The sequence below is a fragment of the Hymenobacter bucti genome (assembly GCF_042681145.1).
Classification (GTDB): domain Bacteria; phylum Bacteroidota; class Bacteroidia; order Cytophagales; family Hymenobacteraceae; genus Hymenobacter; species Hymenobacter bucti.
Genome location: NZ_JBHUFD010000003.1, coordinates 1 through 16,024 on the forward strand (window position 1 = coordinate 1; position 16,024 = coordinate 16,024).

14 protein-coding genes are annotated in these 16,024 nt (G+C 64.4%); 9 read left to right on the forward strand and 5 right to left on the reverse strand.

The genetic code is table 11. The features are described 5' to 3' along the window. The first annotated feature begins 58 nt into the window (after nucleotides 1-58). Entirely contained in the window at nucleotides 59-1,702 is a 1,644-nt protein-coding gene (locus ACFSDX_RS07725; RefSeq protein WP_382312711.1) for a M28 family peptidase, read from the forward strand. Nucleotides 1,703-1,802: 100 nt separating this feature from the next. Continuing rightward, on the forward strand, nucleotides 1,803-2,648 hold the full coding sequence (locus ACFSDX_RS07730) for an alpha/beta hydrolase (RefSeq protein ID WP_382312712.1): 846 nt from the start codon (nucleotides 1,803-1,805) through the stop codon (nucleotides 2,646-2,648). Here ACFSDX_RS07730 and ACFSDX_RS07735 read toward each other — a convergent pair. Both ACFSDX_RS07735 and ACFSDX_RS07740 read right to left on the reverse strand, forming a co-directional pair. After that, a complete protein-coding gene (locus ACFSDX_RS07735; RefSeq protein WP_382312714.1) occupies nucleotides 2,645-4,066 on the reverse strand; it encodes a DNA/RNA non-specific endonuclease in 1,422 nt (473 codons plus the stop codon). The two genes, ACFSDX_RS07730 and ACFSDX_RS07735, sit on opposite strands and share 4 nt — an antisense overlap. A 169-nt stretch (nucleotides 4,067-4,235) precedes the next feature. Then, nucleotides 4,236-5,558 carry a hypothetical protein gene (locus ACFSDX_RS07740; RefSeq protein ID WP_382312715.1) on the reverse strand — a complete coding sequence of 441 codons (1,323 nt, stop codon included), beginning with the start codon at nucleotides 5,556-5,558 and terminating at the stop codon, nucleotides 4,236-4,238. Nucleotides 5,559-5,787: 229 nt separating this feature from the next. Between ACFSDX_RS07740 and ACFSDX_RS07745 the strand changes: the two genes are divergently transcribed. The 4 genes from ACFSDX_RS07745 to dinB all read left to right on the forward strand — a co-directional run bounded on the left by ACFSDX_RS07745 (nucleotide 5,788) and on the right by dinB (nucleotide 10,037). After that, the gene (locus ACFSDX_RS07745) at nucleotides 5,788-7,548 is read left to right on the forward strand and encodes a DUF885 domain-containing protein (RefSeq protein WP_382312716.1); all 1,761 of its coding nucleotides are present in this window, start codon (nucleotides 5,788-5,790) and stop codon (nucleotides 7,546-7,548) included. A 76-nt stretch (nucleotides 7,549-7,624) separates the two neighbouring features. Further along, nucleotides 7,625-7,981, forward strand: coding sequence for a thioredoxin domain-containing protein (locus ACFSDX_RS07750; protein ID WP_382312717.1), 357 nt, complete (start codon nucleotides 7,625-7,627; stop codon nucleotides 7,979-7,981). 134 nt (nucleotides 7,982-8,115) lie between these two features. Further along, nucleotides 8,116-8,883 (forward strand): YdcF family protein, encoded by a 768-nt coding sequence (locus ACFSDX_RS07755; RefSeq protein ID WP_382312718.1) that lies wholly within the window; start codon nucleotides 8,116-8,118, stop codon nucleotides 8,881-8,883. An 83-nt stretch (nucleotides 8,884-8,966) separates the two neighbouring features. Further along, entirely contained in the window at nucleotides 8,967-10,037 is a 1,071-nt protein-coding gene (gene dinB, locus ACFSDX_RS07760) for a DNA polymerase IV (RefSeq protein ID WP_382312720.1), read from the forward strand. Nucleotides 10,038-10,140: 103 nt separating this feature from the next. On the opposite strand, the gene ACFSDX_RS07765 is transcribed toward dinB, so the two are convergent. Beyond that, entirely contained in the window at nucleotides 10,141-11,508 is a 1,368-nt protein-coding gene (locus ACFSDX_RS07765; RefSeq protein ID WP_382312721.1) for an NAD-dependent succinate-semialdehyde dehydrogenase, read from the reverse strand. Between the two features lie 193 nt (nucleotides 11,509-11,701). Here ACFSDX_RS07765 and ACFSDX_RS07770 point away from each other — a divergent pair, with 193 nt between their 5' ends. The 3 genes from ACFSDX_RS07770 to ACFSDX_RS07780 all read left to right on the forward strand — a co-directional run bounded on the left by ACFSDX_RS07770 (nucleotide 11,702) and on the right by ACFSDX_RS07780 (nucleotide 13,890). After that, complete coding sequence (locus ACFSDX_RS07770) at nucleotides 11,702-12,262, forward strand: RNA polymerase sigma factor (RefSeq protein ID WP_382312722.1); 561 nt, start codon at nucleotides 11,702-11,704, stop codon at nucleotides 12,260-12,262. Nucleotides 12,263-12,297: 35 nt separating this feature from the next. Next, nucleotides 12,298-13,197, forward strand: a complete 900-nt coding sequence (locus tag ACFSDX_RS07775; RefSeq protein WP_382312723.1) for an anti-sigma factor — start codon at nucleotides 12,298-12,300, stop codon at nucleotides 13,195-13,197. A 153-nt stretch (nucleotides 13,198-13,350) separates the two neighbouring features. After that, nucleotides 13,351-13,890: a heme NO-binding domain-containing protein gene (locus ACFSDX_RS07780; RefSeq protein WP_382312724.1), complete on the forward strand. Its 540-nt coding sequence runs from the start codon at nucleotides 13,351-13,353 to the stop codon at nucleotides 13,888-13,890. A gap of 118 nt (nucleotides 13,891-14,008) precedes the next feature. Here the strand turns inward: ACFSDX_RS07780 and xseB are convergent, their stop codons facing one another. Next, the gene (gene xseB, locus ACFSDX_RS07785) at nucleotides 14,009-14,326 is read right to left on the reverse strand and encodes an exodeoxyribonuclease VII small subunit (protein ID WP_382312726.1); all 318 of its coding nucleotides are present in this window, start codon (nucleotides 14,324-14,326) and stop codon (nucleotides 14,009-14,011) included. Nucleotides 14,327-14,366: 40 nt separating this feature from the next. After that, entirely contained in the window at nucleotides 14,367-15,755 is a 1,389-nt protein-coding gene (xseA, locus tag ACFSDX_RS07790) for an exodeoxyribonuclease VII large subunit (RefSeq protein ID WP_382312728.1), read from the reverse strand. Nucleotides 15,756-16,024: the final 269 nt, after the last annotated feature.

The window sequence follows — 16,024 nt, forward strand, 5'->3', positions numbered from 1 at the left end:
GGGGGCCAGCCCCGCACCCTACTTTGCTTTTTGCAAGCTGTTTAATTAGGAATCAATTATGAAAATCTGGCTTTATCTAGCGGCCGCTGGCCTGCTCGCCGCCCCGGCCACCGCCCAAACGCTCACCTTGCCTAAAGCCGTGGCCGACCAACTGCAAACCGTGCGCCCGGCCGACCTGGAAGCCCACGTGCGCTACCTGGCCGACGACCGCCTACGCGGCCGCCTGCCCGGCACGCCCGGCTACCAAATGGCCGTGGACTACGTGGCGGCCCAATTCAAGAAAAACGGCGTGGCCCCGGCCGGCGACCAGGGCGGCTACACCCAAAAAGTGCGTCTACGCCGCGCCTTCGTGGAGCCCGGCGCTGCACTGAGCTACCAGCCCGCCGCGGGCGCGGCCCAGCCGCTGGCCTACGGCCCGGCCATCACGGTGTACCCGAACCCCGGCCAGCCCGAGGTGAGCGTGGCCAACGCGCCGCTGGTATTTGCGGGCTACGGCATCTCGGCGCCCGAGCTGAAGTACGACGACTACGCCGGCCTCGATGTGAAGGGTAAGGTAGTGGTAGTAACGCGCCAGCCACCCAAGCAGTTTGCCGATAACGAGCGGCAGTACTTCGCCGACGTGCGCACAGTGCTCGAAACCGCCGCCCGTCACGGCGCGGTGGGCGTGCTGCTAGCCAGCGCCCACGCGGAGGCCAAGCTGCCCGAGTTTCCGAAGGGCATGGTGAGCGCCCTGGGGCCCGATGGGCAGGTGGCGGTGTCGCGCAGCTACGCGCCCGGCTCGGCGCAGCTGGTGGGGGCCATCAGCCCGGCCACGTTGCAGCAGCTGTTTGCTGGCGCGACTACGGATACCACGCGGGCCCTAGGTGCCCTGCGCGGCGGCAAAGCGGCCTCGGTAGCCCTACCGGGCCGGCTGAGCGCCCACTACCGCAGCCGCTACCAAGACGTGGACAGCTACAACGTGGTGGGCAAACTCACGGGCTCCGACCCCATTCTCAAAAACGAGTACGTGGTGCACAGCGCCCACCTCGATCACCTAGGCGTGGGCGCGGCCATCAACGGCGACTCGATATATAACGGCGCCCACGACAACGCCACCGGCGTGGCCAGCGTGCTTGAAATCAGCAAGCTCTACGCCGGGCTCAAGCAGAAGCCCCGCCGCTCGGTGCTCTTCGTGCTGATGACGGGTGAGGAAATGGGGCTCATTGGCTCGGCCTATTTTGCCAAGCTGCCCACCGTGCCGCAGCGGGCGCTGGTGGCCGATGTCAACACCGACATGCCTACCCTCATTGCCCCGCTGCTGGCGGTGGTGCCCCTGGGGGCCGACCACTCGTCGCTGCTCACGGAGGTAACGCGGGCCGCCAATTACTTGAATCTGAGCATTGAGCCCGACCCGGAGCCAACCCAAAACCGCTTCATCCGCAGCGACCAGTACAGCTTCGTGGTGCAGGGTATCCCGGCGCTGCACATCAAGTACGGCAACAAAACCGCCGATGGTAAGAACAACCTCAGCGAGACGGTGCAAAAGTGGCGCGCCCTCACGTACCACAAGCCGCAGGACAACTTTGAGGGTGGCACCTTCGACTGGGCGGCCGGCGCCAAATACGCGCAGCTCAACTTCCTCATCGGCTACCAAGTGGCCCAGGCCGTGAAGCGCCCCACCTGGAACAAGGGCGACTTTTTTGGGGCAAAGTTCGGGAAGTAAGCCCTAGGTAGGGCGGTGGCGGCTGCAACGCTTAAAGGCAACGGCAGTCTATGTAAAAGCCAAGGCCCTAGGTCTTGGCTTTTACCTTGCACCCCTCCCAATGCTGCGCTACCTCGTACTCTGCTGGCTGCTTTTTGCAACGACTATGGCCTGGGCCAGCAAGCCCCTGGCCGACTGGATAGCTACGCCCGACTCAATGGGCCTTCGCTACAAAAGCCTGACCCTGACCACGCCCGACCACGTGCGGCTCGCGGCTTGGCTGATAGCGCCGGTAGCCAGCGCGCCCGACCAGCGCACGACAATGGTAGTGGCCGGCAGCGACTGGGGCAACATGTCCTACAGCCTCGACCAGGCGCGGGCGCTGGCGGCGGCCGGCTACCAGGTGCTGCTGTTCGACTACCGCGGCTTTGGGCACAGCGAGGCTTTCGCCATCGACCAGCATCAGCTGTACTACCCCGAGTTTGCCATTGACCTAGGTGCCGCCCTGGCCGAGGCACGGCGGCGCAGTCCGCGGCAGCGCGTGGGTATTATCGGCTTTTCGATGGGCACTATCCTGGGGGCGAAAGTGGCCGCCACCACGCGCTGCGATTTTCTGATAACCGACAGCTACTTCGCTAACCCGCAGGCGGTGGTAGCTCACTACCAAAAGGTTCGCCCCGAGCGCCCCGTCACGCTGCCCGCCGATGCGGCTACCTACGTCGGCGTGGCCCCTAGGGTCGATTGCCCCTGGCTGTTCATCGCGGGCACCGAAGACCAGGCCACGCCGCTGGCCGACTCGCTGGCGACGGCCCGCGCCGCCCACCACGGGCAGCGGCGCGAGGTGCTGGCCGTGCCCTGCGGCCACCTAGGTGCCATAGTAAAGCTAACGAAACAGACCTTCGGCGACGGCTACGTGCAGGCCGTGAGCCGCTTTCTGGCCGGCAAATCGGCGACGGCCAAGGGCTAGCGCACCCGGCCGCCGTCCACCACTTGTTGCAGCTGCGCCTGGGTTGCCAGCGGCAGCGCGCTGAGAATATCGAGGCCCGAGGCGGCCTCAATCTTATCAACGGACGTCAGGTACTGGTTCCAGTCGGGGTTGATGCTGTTGTCGTTGGGCGTGTCGATGGCGACTACGCGGCCCTGGCCGGCGGCAATGCGCTGGAGGTCATTGTTGCCTTCGGGCAGAAACACGATGACTTTCCAGATGCGGGCGGGCACCGTCACGCGGCCCTGGTCGATGGTGCTGGCGGGGCCGTTTTTACCCACGCCGCCGCGGCCGTAGCTGCCCATTAGCACGTAGGCCTCCTGGCCTTTTACCACCTGCGCGCGGGTGTATTCCTCTAAGTTGCCCCAGGTTTGCTGGTTGTTCTGGGAGGCCTGAGGCACCATGTTGCTCATCAGGAAAGTGGCCGAATTATCATCGAGGCTGGCGGTGCGGTCGCCGCTGGGGCAGTTGTGGCCTTTGTCGAAGCCCGAGCCCGAGTAGCTCTGCGGCGACACCGCGTAGAACTGCCGGGGCAGGGCCGGGTCGGCTCGGAAATCATCTTGCCGGGGGGCAGCCTTGGTAAGGTCGGTGCGGCCCACGTGCCAGCTCGTCCAGACCGGGATGCCACGCTGGGCATTGTAGCCGGTGGCGTACTGCGGGTGAATGAGCAGGTAGTTGGTCGTGTTCGTCGGGTCCGACGTCGCGCCGCTGGGGTTACCTAGGAGCAGGTTATCGTTGTCGGGGCGGGTGCCGGCGGTGGGTAGCTGGGGCTGCGGGGTAGGCGTGGGGGTTGGGTTGGCCGGAGTTGGAGCAGGGGTGGTAGGCACCACGACTACTACCCCGCCGCCCGTGGTTTCGAGGCTAATGTCATCGAGGTTGAGGCGGTTTTTATCGGTGCCAATCTTGCGGATTTCCAGGCGGATGGCTCCGCTGGCGGTGCCGGCAAACACGGCCGCGCGCAGGTCGGGGCCGCTGGCGGTTTGGGGCTGGCCATTGCGCTGCCAGGTGCGGCCGCGGTCGCGGCTCAGCCACAGCTCCCAGGTGCTGGGGCCATCGCTGCCATAGGCCGCCGCCTTGATGCTAATGCGCCGCACCCCGGCCGGGGCATCGAACTGCATGGTGAGCCGACCGCCGGGGCGCAGGCGGGCGGCGTGCTCGCCGTCCTTGTGGTCTTCGGCAGCGCTGCCAATGAGGGCTTCGGTGAAGAGCCAGGTGCCGGTGGTCAGCATTTCGGGCGCCGTGGCGTAGGCGCCCTTGGTACCCGCCTCAAAGGTTTCGAATAGGGCGGCGGCCTGGGTGGGGGCAGTGGCGTTGGTAGTAACTACGGCCGTGGTTTCGGTAGCAGGCGCCGAACAGGCGAAGAGAAGAGTAGCGGCGAGAAAAGCAGCGGGAAATTGCATGGCGCGAAAGTAGGGTGCGGGGCTTGCCCCCGCCCGGCGTTGTTAGGTATTCCGAACGTAATCTAGTGTTGTTCAGTACGTTACACGCAGTGCTTACGCGCCCGGCGCTGTTCGGCGTTAGAGAGAATACGCCCAGCAACGCCGGGCGGGGGGCAAGCTCCGCACCCTACTAGTATAGTTTAAACAATGGTTTTACGTTGGCCAGCGTCTCGCCAAAGCGCTCCGAAGCGCGGGCCTGCTGGTAGGTTTCGGCGGCGGCTTTGGCGCGGTTGGTTTCGTCGGCAATCACCTTGGTGGCGCGCTCGGCCTTAATCAAGCCATCTTGCTGACCCTGGGCAATGGCGGCCCGGATGGCGGCGCTGTACTGACCCGTAATGACGGGTAGGCGGTCGGTGAGGCTCTGGAGCTGGGTGGCGAGCTGCACCACCTGCTCGGCCGAGTTGTTAGCGGGCGTGAGGTAGGCGTCGGGGTCGAGGATATCGAGCTGGTTTTGGGCGCTGGCAAACGACTTGTCGAGGGCCGTGAAGCGGGCCGGCAGGTTGGTAGCCACGTAGTTACTCATGCGGCTGATGTTGCTGACATCGAGCGAGTTGGTAGCCGGCTGGCCCGCGGGCGATGCCGTGTAGTAGGCCGTAATATCTTCCTGGTACGCTGCTAGCTGCGCATAAGGCCGGTAGAGCTGGCTGAGCTGGTGCTGCAACACGCTCAGCTCATTGTCTAGGGTCAGCAGCGAGGCTTGGTTGTCGGCGCGGGCCGCGTCGAGGGCCCCAAAAAAGGCGAGCGTGGGCTTGAGGCCATTCTCAATCGTGCGGACCTGGGCGGCCGAAAAGCCGTCGCTGGTGAGGCTGCTGGCGCGCACGCCGCTCAGCAGCTCGCTCACGGCGTTCAGCATCGGGCCCACCGTGGGGATGGTCTTGACCAGCGAGTTGCTGGTGAGGTGCGTGGCCAGGTCAACCAGCCGGCTACCCCGGTTTTTGTCCACCATTTTGCTGGTGATGAGCGACTTGGTGTAATCGACCAGCGAGATGCCCAGCGGGTTGGCGTCGGTGGGCGAGGAGAGGGCGGCCTGCTCGTTGGCATTGCGCAGGGCTTGCGTAAGAGCCCGTAGCTGCGAGAGGCGGCTGTGGCACACTTGCAGCAGGTCGGCAGTGGACTTTACATTGCCCTTGGCCAGCGAGAAGCGGGTGGTTTGGCTCAGCTTCTGGCCCGTCAGAAAGTTGTTGAACTTGCCCCCTAGCTCGGTATACACGCGCTGCTGCTGCCGGTACGACTGCCGCAGGCTATCGACGCGCCGCGTAAGCAGCAGCACCGTGGCCTGGGCCTGGGCGAGGGCCTGCGCCTGCATGTCTTCGGGGGTGAGGCGGGCGGCCGGCGCGGGTGCGGATGGGGCCGCCTCGGAGGGCAGCGCCGTGGAAGTAGTAGCCTGGGCAAACGCGCAGGCGGGCAGTAGCAAGCCTAGGCTCAGCAAATAAGGACGGACAGCAATAAGCATAGGATAGAAGAAAGGCTAGTTTGGACGTGGCGGTTAATGCGTTACCGACCAGCCAAACCAGCCCCCAAAGATGCAAACACCGGGCCGAGTGCGGTGTGTAAATTGCTGCTGCCGGCGGGCGACCTAGGGCCTGCCAAAGGGGAAATGACAAGTGCTAAGCCTTTCGCCCGCCGCAAATTCTCGGTGGTTGGCCGTTCCTTTGAGCCGTCGTCCGCTTCCTCGTCTTTGCATGAAACTTCGCTACCTACCCTTACTAGCGCTGGCCCTGCCCGCCTGCACCAGCAACACCACCAAAACCGCCGACCCGGCCGCCACCGTCGCCGATGCGCGCTTCGACCGCTACAAGGACCAGTTCCTGCTCGACTTCTGGCGGCAGAACCCCGACTACGCCTCCTCGCAGGGCTTTCATACATACGACTCGCTGCTGGTGATACCCGACGCGGCCCAGCGGCGCCGCGAGGCGGCCTTCGTGGCGCAGCACCTAGGGCGCCTGGCGGGCTTCAATGTCGATAGCCTCTCGCCCACCAACCAGATAGACTGGCGCCTGCTCGCCAACGAGCTGCGGAGCCAGCGCTGGTACGCCGACACGCTGCGCAGCTGGCAGTGGAACCCCGCCAGCTACAACCTAGGGGCCAGCGTGGGCGACCTGCTCAATGGCCGCCACTACCCGCTGGCGCGTCGCCTGCGCAATATTTCCGACAAAATAGCCCAAGCCCCGGCCTATTACGCGGCGGCCAAGGCCAACATCACCGGGCCCACCCGCGAGCACGCCGAGCTGGCCGTGCAGCAAAACGCGGGCGGCCTGGCCGTGTTTGGCCCCGCACTGGCCGACTCGGTGCGCAAGTCGAGCTTGAGCGCGGCCGAGAAGCAGCTGCTGACTCAGCGTATCGCCGGGGCGCAGCGGGCCGTGCAGGGCTACCTCGATTTCCTGAATAAGGATGTGCTCACGGGTAAGGACTTCCGCTCATTTCGCATCGGCCAGGCGCTGTTCGACCGCAAGTTTGCGCTCGATATTCAATCGCGCTACTCGGCCGCGGAGGTGCTGGCGCTGGCCCAAAAGCGCAAAGCCTATTTGCTGCACGACATGGGCCGGCGGGCGGCGCGGCTGTTCCCTAGGTACTGCGCCGGGCAGCCGGTGCCTAAAGACAGCCTGCAGCTCATCCGGCAGGTGATTGATAAGCTGACGCAGAAGCACGCCCCGCGCGAGGGCTTCGTGGCGGCGGTGAAAAGCCAGATTCCGACGCTGACCAAGTTCGTGAACGACCACCAGCTGCTGACCCAGGACCCCAGCAAGCCGCTGGTGGTGCGCGAAACGCCGCTCTACATGCGCGGCAGCGGCGCCGGTGCCAGCGTGAGCGCCCCCGGCCCCTACGACCTCAAGGCCAACACGTACTACAACGTGGAGCCGCTGCCCGCGACTTGGACGCCCGCCCAGGCCGAGAGCTACCTGCGAGAATACAACGACTATATCTTGCAGATTCTCAACATCCACGAGGCCATTCCGGGGCACTACACGCAGCTCGTGTACGCCAACCGCTCGCCCTCGCGGGTGAAAAGCATCTTCGGCAACGGCGCCATGATAGAGGGCTGGGCCGTGTACGCCGAGCAAATGATGCTGGAAGCCGGCTACGGCAATAACTCCGACGAAATGTGGCTGCTCTGGGACAAGTGGAACATGCGCTCGACCCTCAACGCGGTGGTCGATAACCTGGTGCAAACCCAAAACGCCAGCGAGAAAGACGTGGTGGCCTTGCTCACCGGCGCGGGCTTTCAGGAAGAAGCCGAGGCGCGCAATAAATGGCACCGCGCCACCCTCAGCCAGGTGCAGCTGAGCTCGTACTTCACGGGCTACACCGAAATAGTGGCCCTGCGCAACGAGGTGCGGCAGCAAGAGGGTGATAAGTTCAGCGTCAAGAACTTCAACGAGCAGTTTCTTAGCTTCGGTAGTGCGCCGGTTAAATACATCCGCGACCTGCTGCGGCGGCCTTAGGGTGGTACTTTTGCCGCAACTATTAGGACCCGCTGCCGGTTGTAGCGACTCCGCCTTTATTTTCCGCCTTCCCCCGATGAACGACGAAGCCCGCCAGCAGGTGCTAGATACCGACGACAACCACCTGCGCCGCCTCATTCACGAGCACATGAAGGTATTTGCCAAGTTCACTGCCGAAGACTGCGAAATCTGCTCGGCCTTGGCCCCGCCCTTCACCAAGTTTGCGGACGACGCCCAGAACGTGGGCATCCTGTTCGTGCGCCTCAACACCGACGAAAACCCGGTGGCCAAAAAAATGATGGAGGAGAAAGTGGCTCCCTTCTTCGTGAGCTACTGCCAAGGCCGCCTGCTCGAGTGCGATGCCCTCGTGCATGAAAGCCAGGTAGTGGAGCAGCTCAAGCGCCTGCGGGCCTTTGCGCCGATACCGGGGTAATAATGGACAAAAAACGGTTGCCAAGCTGCCGAAGAAAGTATCTTGTCCGGGCCGCGTGAGCCAACCTGGCAAGATGCTTTCTTGGCCAGCACGGCAACCGTTTTTGAATAGTTCAGCAAGTAGCCAGTCGACTTTTGTTTTTCATCCTCTCCAAAACCCTGGATTTTGTGCTGCTGCCCGCCCTGTGGCTGGTGGTGCTGCTCCTGGGGGCCCTGGTGGCGCAGCCCGGCAGCCTGGCCCAGCGCCGCTGGCTGCGGGCCGCCGGGCTGCTGGTGCTGCTGGGCACCAACAATGCGCTGGTAAACGAGGCGCTGCTGGCCTGGGAAAAGCCGCCCGTGCCGCTGCGCGCCGTGGCCCCGGCCGATGCCGCGGTGGTGCTCACCGGCGTCACGGCCATTCGCAAGTCGCCGCACGACCGGGTGTACTTGCAGCACGGGGCCGACCGCGTCACCAATGCGCTGTGGCTCTACCGGGCGGGGCGGGTGCGGCGCATCATCATCACGGGGGGCTCGGGGGCGGTGCTGAGCGTGGCCAACACCGAGGCCAAGGACCTGGCCACGGTGCTGCGGCTGGCCGCCGTGCCCCAGCAGGACATCCTGCTGGAAGAGCGCAGCCGCAACACCCGCGAAAACGCAAAATTCACCAAGGCGCTGCTGGCCCGGCACCCCGACATTAAGTCGCTGGTGCTCATTACCTCGGGGTTCCACCAGCGGCGGGCGCTGGGCTGCTTTGCCCAGGTGGGCCTGCACCCGCAGTCCTTCCCGGCCGACTTCTACACCACCGACCGCAACTGGACGCCCGACTACTGGCTGGTGCCCGACATCGGCGCCCTCAGCCGCTGGAGCACGCTGCTGCACGAAATGGTGGGCTATGCCGTGTATAAAGTGGCGGGCTACTGCTAGTTGGGTGCGGGGCTTGCCCCCGCCCGGCGTTGTTGAGAACACGGTGCCCAGGCGCTGGGCGGGGGCAAGCCCCGCACCCTACTATGTCTACTCGCAAAATCATTCACCTCGACATGGATGCGTTTTACGCCTCCGTGGAGCAGCGCGACGACCCCGCCCTGCGCGGGCGCCCCGTGGCGGTGGGCGGCGCCCTAGGGCGGGGCGTGGTGGCGGCCGCCAGCTACGAGGCCCGGCAGTTTGGGGTGCGCTCGGCCATGCCCTCGAGCACCGCTCGCCGCCGCTGCCCCGAGCTGGTGTTTGTGAAGCCGCGCTTTGAGGTGTACCGGGCGGTGTCGGCGCAGGTGCGCGCCATCATGGCCGACTACACGCCCCTCATCGAGCCGCTGTCCTTGGACGAGGCTTACCTCGACGTGACCGCGCAGCTGCCGCCGCACACTCCGGCCACGCAGTGGGCCCGCGAAATCAGGGCCCGCATCCGGGCCGAAACGGGCCTGACGGCCTCGGCTGGTATCTCTTATAATAAGTTTCTGGCCAAGCTAGCCTCCGACTACCGCAAGCCCGATGGGCAATTCGTGATTCGGCCGCACGAGGGGCTGGCCTTTGTGGAGGGGCTGGCGGTGGGGCAGTTTCACGGCATCGGGCCGGCCACGGCGGCGCGGCTCAACGCCCTAGGTATCTTCAGCGGCCACGATTTGCGCCAGCAGACGGAGGCCTTTTTGCGTCAGCATTTTGGCAAGGCCGGCGGCTACTACTACGCTATCGCCCGGGCCGAAGACCACCGCCCCGTAGTGCCCGACCGCGTGCGCAAGTCCATCGGCTCCGAAACTACTTTTTTCCAGAGCCTCACCGAGCCGCCCGAGTTCTACGAAAGCCTGGCGCCGCTGCTGGCCAGCGTGTGGGCCAGCGCCGAGCGCCTAGGGGTGGCGGCCCGCTCGGTCACGCTCAAAGTGAAGTACGATGACTTCAAGCAGATTACCCGCAGCCGCAGCGCGCTCTCGCCCCTGCGCACGCTGGCGCAGTTCACCCAAGTAAGCCACGAGCTGCTGGCGCCGCTGCTGCCCCCGGCGCAGGGCGTGCGCCTGCTGGGCGTGGCCCTGTCGGGGCTGGAGGGCGCGGGCGGGGAGGCCGTGGGGCAGCAACTGGGCCTGTTTTGAAATAGGTAATTGGGGTAATGGGAGTAATCGGTAATGCTGAATAAGTAGTGCTCTTAGTTATTCAGCATTACCGATTACTCTCATTACCTATCACTCCAATTACCTATTCGCCAAACCACACCGATTTCTGATTCACAAATTCCCGGATACCTAGGTAGGAAAGCTCGCGGCCGTAGCCCGATTTTTTTACCCCGCCGAAGGGTAGCTCGTTCATCGACTTTACCAGGCCGTTGATGAACACCGCGCCGCTCTCGAGCTGCCGGGCCATCTGTTCGGCCTTGGCCACATCCTGGGTCCACACGGCGGCTCCTAGGCCAAAGCGCGAGTCGTTGGCCAGCCGCACGGCGTCGGCGGCGTCCTGCGCACTGAGCACCAGGGCCACGGGGCCAAACAGCTCCTCAGTATAGGCCCGCTGGCCGGGGCGCACGTTGGTTAGAATGATAGGGTCGAAGCGAGGCGACCTAGGGTCGGGCTGGCCGCCGGCCAGCGCCACGGTGGCGCCCTGGGCCACGCTGTCGGTCACTTGCTGGGTCAGGGTTGCGGCCAGGTCGAGGCGGGCCAGGGGGCCGTAGTCGGTGGCTTCGTCGAGCGGGTCGCCATAGCGCAGGGCTCGCAGGCTTTCGGTTAGCAGCCGCACAAACTCGTCGTGGATGGGCGCCTCTATTATAAAGCGCTTGGCCGCGATGCAGCTTTGGCCAGCGTTAATCATGCGGGCCTGGGCGGCGGTTTTGGCGGCGGCGGCCAGGTCGGCATCGGCCAGCACGATAAACGGGTCGGAGCCGCCCAGCTCCAGCACGGTTTTCTTGATGTGCTGCCCGGCCGCAGCGGCCACGGCCGCGCCAGCCCGCTCCGAGCCGGTGAGTGTGATGGCGGCCACGCGGTCGTCGGCGATGAGGCCGGCCACGGGCTCCGTTTCGATGAGCAGCGTGCGGAAGGCGGCAGGCGGCAGGCCCGCATCGTGGAAAATACTTTCCAGCGCCAGCGCGCACTGCGGCACGTTGGGCGCGTGCTTGAGCAGGCCCACGTTGCCGGCCATGAGGGCGGGCGCGGCAAAGCGCACCACTTGCCACAGCGGGAAGTTCCAGGGCATGATGGCCAGCACCACGCCCAGCGGCGCGTAGCTCAGAAAGCTGCGGCCGGTTTCGGTCTTGATTTCCTCATCGGCCAAAAAGCCCTCGGCGTGGGCAGCGTAGTAGTCGCAGCAGGCGGCGCATTTTTGGGCCTCGGCGCGGCCGTCGCGCACGGGCTTGCCCATTTCGATGGCCATGAAGTGGGCCAGCTCGTGCTGGCGGCGGCGCAGCAGCTCGGCGGCCCGGCGCAGCACCGCGGCCCGCTCGGCAAAGGAAGTGGTGCGCCACGCGGCGGCGGCCTGGTGCGCTTCGGCCAGCACCTGCTCGGTGGCGGCCGCCGAAAAAGCCGGGAAGCTTTGCAGCACCTCGCCGGTGTAAGGATTCAAGGATTCAATAGCCATAATCAAACAGGCGGTACAAGGGGTACCAAAATAAATACTTGCCTAAAACCCCGTGCCGGGCTCCTAGGTTGTGCTGCGGCCCAGGTACAGAAAGTAAAGACGGCAGTCCTAACTTTGAAACCTGTTATTTTCGCCGGTGGCTGCCGAACGAATATCCTGGTGCCGCTGGTTTTTATCCAACTGCCTATTACCCGTGCCCGAAGAACCACTTATCTCTCTTCCCACCGCCGCCGAAGCGGCGTTAGTCAGCCGCCTGCGAGCGCGCGACGAAACGGCCATGACCGAGTTCTACGACCGGTACTCGGCGGCGCTCTACGGCGTCATTCAGCGCATCGTAAAGGCCGAGGACGAAGCCGAAGACGTATTGCAAGAAGCGTTGGTCAAAATCTGGCACGCCATCGAGAGTTACGACGCCGGCAAAGGGCGCTTGTTTACCTGGGTGGTGAACATTAGCCGGAATTTAGCGATTGATAAAATCCGCTCGCGCCAGCACCGCGTAGGTTCTCGCACCCAGGGCCTCGACGACAGCCTTGCCGCTCAGCGGCAAGCCGCCCCGGCCACCTTCCGCCCCGAGCACATCGGCTTGCAAGAGATTACCAAGCAGTTAGTGCCCGAGCAGCGCCAGGTTATCGACCTGCTCTATTTCGGCGGCTTCACCCAGAGCGAAGCGGCCGAAGAACTCAACTTGCCCCTGGGCACCGTGAAAACCCGAGCCCGAACCGCCCTCAAGGTTCTCGCCAAACTTATTCGCTAATCGCGCCCGACTTCGTGGAAAATTATCAAGAAATATTGGAATCTGGACGCCTAGAGCAGTACGCTCTGGGTGAACTTGACCCCGCCGCGCGGGCTGAGGTAGAGGCGCAGGCCAGCCGCTACCCCGAAGTGCGGCAGGAACTGGACACCCTGCTCGCTGGCCTGGATGTGTACGCTGAAGCTCACGCTCTTACGCCTCCCTCTGGTATGCGCGAACGGGTGCTGGGCCGGGTGCTGGCCAAAATAGGTACGGCTGCTCCGGCCGCTCCCGTAGTCGCTCCAGCGGCTCCCGTAGTCGCTGTGGTCACTCCCGTAGCCGCTCCAGCCCCGGAAGTGCCCACCATGCGCGTATCGGCCTCCAACCCGTCCGTGGCTAGCGCCGCCCCCGTGGCCGAGCCCGCCGCCCGCCGCGGTGGCTGGGCCATCGCCGCCTCCATTGCCTTGCTGCTGAGCTTGGTAGGTAATGCGCTGCTGTATAGCAATTTACAGCAAACCCGCAGCGACTTGGCCGTGGCCCTAGGTGAGCAAACCCGCTTTGCCAGTGCCACGCAAGTAATGGAGCGTCGCCTGAGCGCCACCCAGGAGCAGCTGCACGTGCTGCGCTCGCCCGACGACTACAAGCTGGTGGCTCTGGCGGGCACGCCCGCCCACCCTACGGCCCGCGCCCGCGTGCTCTTCAATAAAGTGGCGCACCGCGTGTACATCGACGTGGCGCAGCTGCCCCCGCTGCCGCCCGGCAAGCAGTATCAGCTCTGGGCTCTCGACAACGGCAAGCCCGTGGATGCTGGCGTGCTTACGGCGGCTACTACGGCAGGCAGCGGCTTGCAGCAGATGAAGGATATCACTAGCGCCCAGGCTTTTGCCATGACGGTGGAGCCCACCGGCGGCAGCGCCGGCCCCACGCTCACTACCATGACGGTGATTGGGAATATTTAACTGTTGGACTGACTGTTTGGCCGCTAGCCAAATAACTTAGTGGTTGCGTAATGAAAAATGGTGCGTTACTTCGGCTGTGTAGCCGGGGTAGCGCACCATTTTTTAACTTTGTACGGGCCGAGCGCCTGATGCTATAAATATACTTTTCCATCCATGCACGGTACCATCCTAACGCTCCTGAAGCGCTACGTTCAGACGCAATACGACCACAGTACTTGGGTAAAGTTAGTGGAGTTGTCGGGGCTCGACTCGGGCGATTTTAGCCACAAGGAGGTGTATCCAGACGAGCACCTGTATGCCTTGGTGGGCCGAGCCGCCGAGATGGTGGGTATCCCGGCCGGCGAGCTGCACGAGAAGTTTGGCGAATACCTCGTGCCCGATCTCATGTACATGTACCAGAAGCACTTGAACCCCAATTGGCGCACCCTCGACATGCTGGAGCATACCGAGCATACGATGCACTACGAGGTGCGCCGCCAGCACGCCAATAATGCTCCGCCGGTGCTCGATGTCAAGCGCCTGAACGAGAACGAGGTCATTATCAATTACGTATCGGTGCGCCGCATGGGCGGGCTGGCCGTGGGCATCGTGCGTGGCGTGGCCGCCTACTACGACGAGGCCGACCGCATCGACGTAATGCCCACCACCAGCGAAGACGGCGAGCGCGTGCAAATCCACGTGCGCCGGAATTAAGAAGTAGCTTGGACTCTGCGAGTCCGAGCGCGAGCGCAGCTCGCATCTACGCAAGTGGACGCCCGCAAACGTAGATGCAAGCTGCGCTCGCGCTCAGACTCGCAGAGTCCAAGCTACTTTAGAACAGCCTTGGTTGCGTGGGGCGGCCGGGGCCACCGGGCTGGTAATCATCAGTTTCGTGGTCGTCTTCCTCTTGCTCGTCGTCCATCTCCACTTCAAGCTCGTCTTCCTCTTCGTCAGGGGCTTCTTCTTCCTCATCGAGCGAGTCGAACACGCGGTCGAGCGAGGCTTCGGCGTGGCGCAGCTTGTGGCGGCAAAGGCGAATGAGCTCGGCCGAGCGCTCAGCGCGGGCCGTGAGGTCGTCCACGTCTACCTGGTCGGTTTCGAGGCTGCGCAAGATGGTTTCCAGTTCCTGAATGGCTTCGTTGTAAGTCACTACTTTGAGAATTATTAATTAAAAATTATGAATTATAAATTCAGGAATTTGCTGGTTGGGTAGTGCGAAGCCGCCGCCGCAATAGCTGATTTTCCTGGCGCAGGCCAGTCACTTCGTATTGGCTGATTTTTAATTCATACTTCATAATTTTTAATTCAAACGCGTGCTGCACCACGTAGCGCTGGCGCAGCAGCTGCTCGCGGCGGCGCTGGTGGTGGCGCCCAAAGCGGCGCAGCACCGTGCGCGAGCGGCGGCGCAGGTGCTGTTCCTCGTGCCCTAGGGCGTGCCGGGCCGCCTGCGGCAGCGTGTAGCGGAAGCTTTCGAGGTGCTGGCCGAGCTGCCGTAGGTGCTGGCGCGGCGCCTGAGTGGCTTGGCGGCTGCGCTGCCCTAGGTTGTCCTGGGCCTGTCGCAGCTGCTGGCGGGCCGCCTCACGCGAGTGGTCGGCCAGGCGCTGCAAGCGGGCGTGGTGCTGAACTAGATGCTGGCGGCTGCGGTCGGCCACGCGCTCGGCCAGCTCCAGCACGAGGGTTTCGAGGCGGGCCAAGCGCTCGACTAGGAAGGCGGCTACGGCGGTGGGTGTTTTGAGGGCGCGGTAGGCTACGAGGTCCACCACGGCTTCGTCGCGCTCGTGGCCGATGCCCGTGAGCACCGGCAGCGGAAACGAGGCCACGGCCGCCGCCAGCCCATACTCGTCAAAAGCCAGCAAGTCCGTCTTCGAGCCACCCCCGCGAATGACGATAACCACCTCGAACTGCCCGCGCCGCGGCCGAATGGCCTCGAGCGCCGCCCGGATGCTGGCGGGTGCCTCTTCGCCCTGCATCAGGGCTGGGAAGAGCGTGAGCGCAAAGTCGTAAGGCGCTTCTTCGAGCTGACGCACAAAGTCTTGGAAGCCGGCCGCGGTGGGGGAGGAAATAACCGCCAGCCGCTGCGGCCCTAAGGGCAGGGTCAGCGTTTGCTGGCGCTCGAGCAGGTCTTTCTCGGCCAGCTTTCGCAGGGTGGCCAGGCGCAGGCGGGCTAGCTCACCCACGGTGTAGCTGGGGTCGAGGGCCAGCACGTCGAGCGAGAAGCCGTACTGCTCGTGAAAAGTCACTTTCACGCGCAGCAGCAGGCGCAGGCCGGGGCGCAGCTCCTGGCCGGTGGCCTCGGTGAAGGCGGGCGCGATTTGCTGGTAGCGGCTGCCCCAGAGCGTGGCCCGCGCCTGGGCGGTGAGGCCCATGCCTTCGGCCCCGGCGGGCTCGGTGAGGGTGAGGTAGCAGTGGCCGCCCTGCTGGCGCGGGCGCGTCATGTCGGCCACCTCGGCCACCACCCAGTAGCTGTCGGGGAAGCGGTGGTGCAGGGCGGCGCGCACCTGCGCAAGCAGCGCGCCCAGGCTGAGCGGCGCGGCGGGTTCGGCGGGGGTAGGGGCGGCGCGGCGGGTATAAAGCGGCATGCGAAAACTCTGGCGCGAAACGGCTGCGCGAGCTTATAAAGGTACGGCAGGCCGAAAAGGTTGGCTGCTTAAAGGCATTTCTGAGTCGTGAGTACTGTCCTGCAGGAGTTAGTAGCGCGGACTTTTAACCCGAGTAGCGGATTACGGCTAGCCGTTGCTCAACCCGCGCCGCTCCACGACAACCGGTCGGCCGGCTGGCGCCGGCGGACCGGCGATTGCCCTAGGGCAGTTGTCACACTAAAAATTTCAGGGCATAGTAATCCACAACT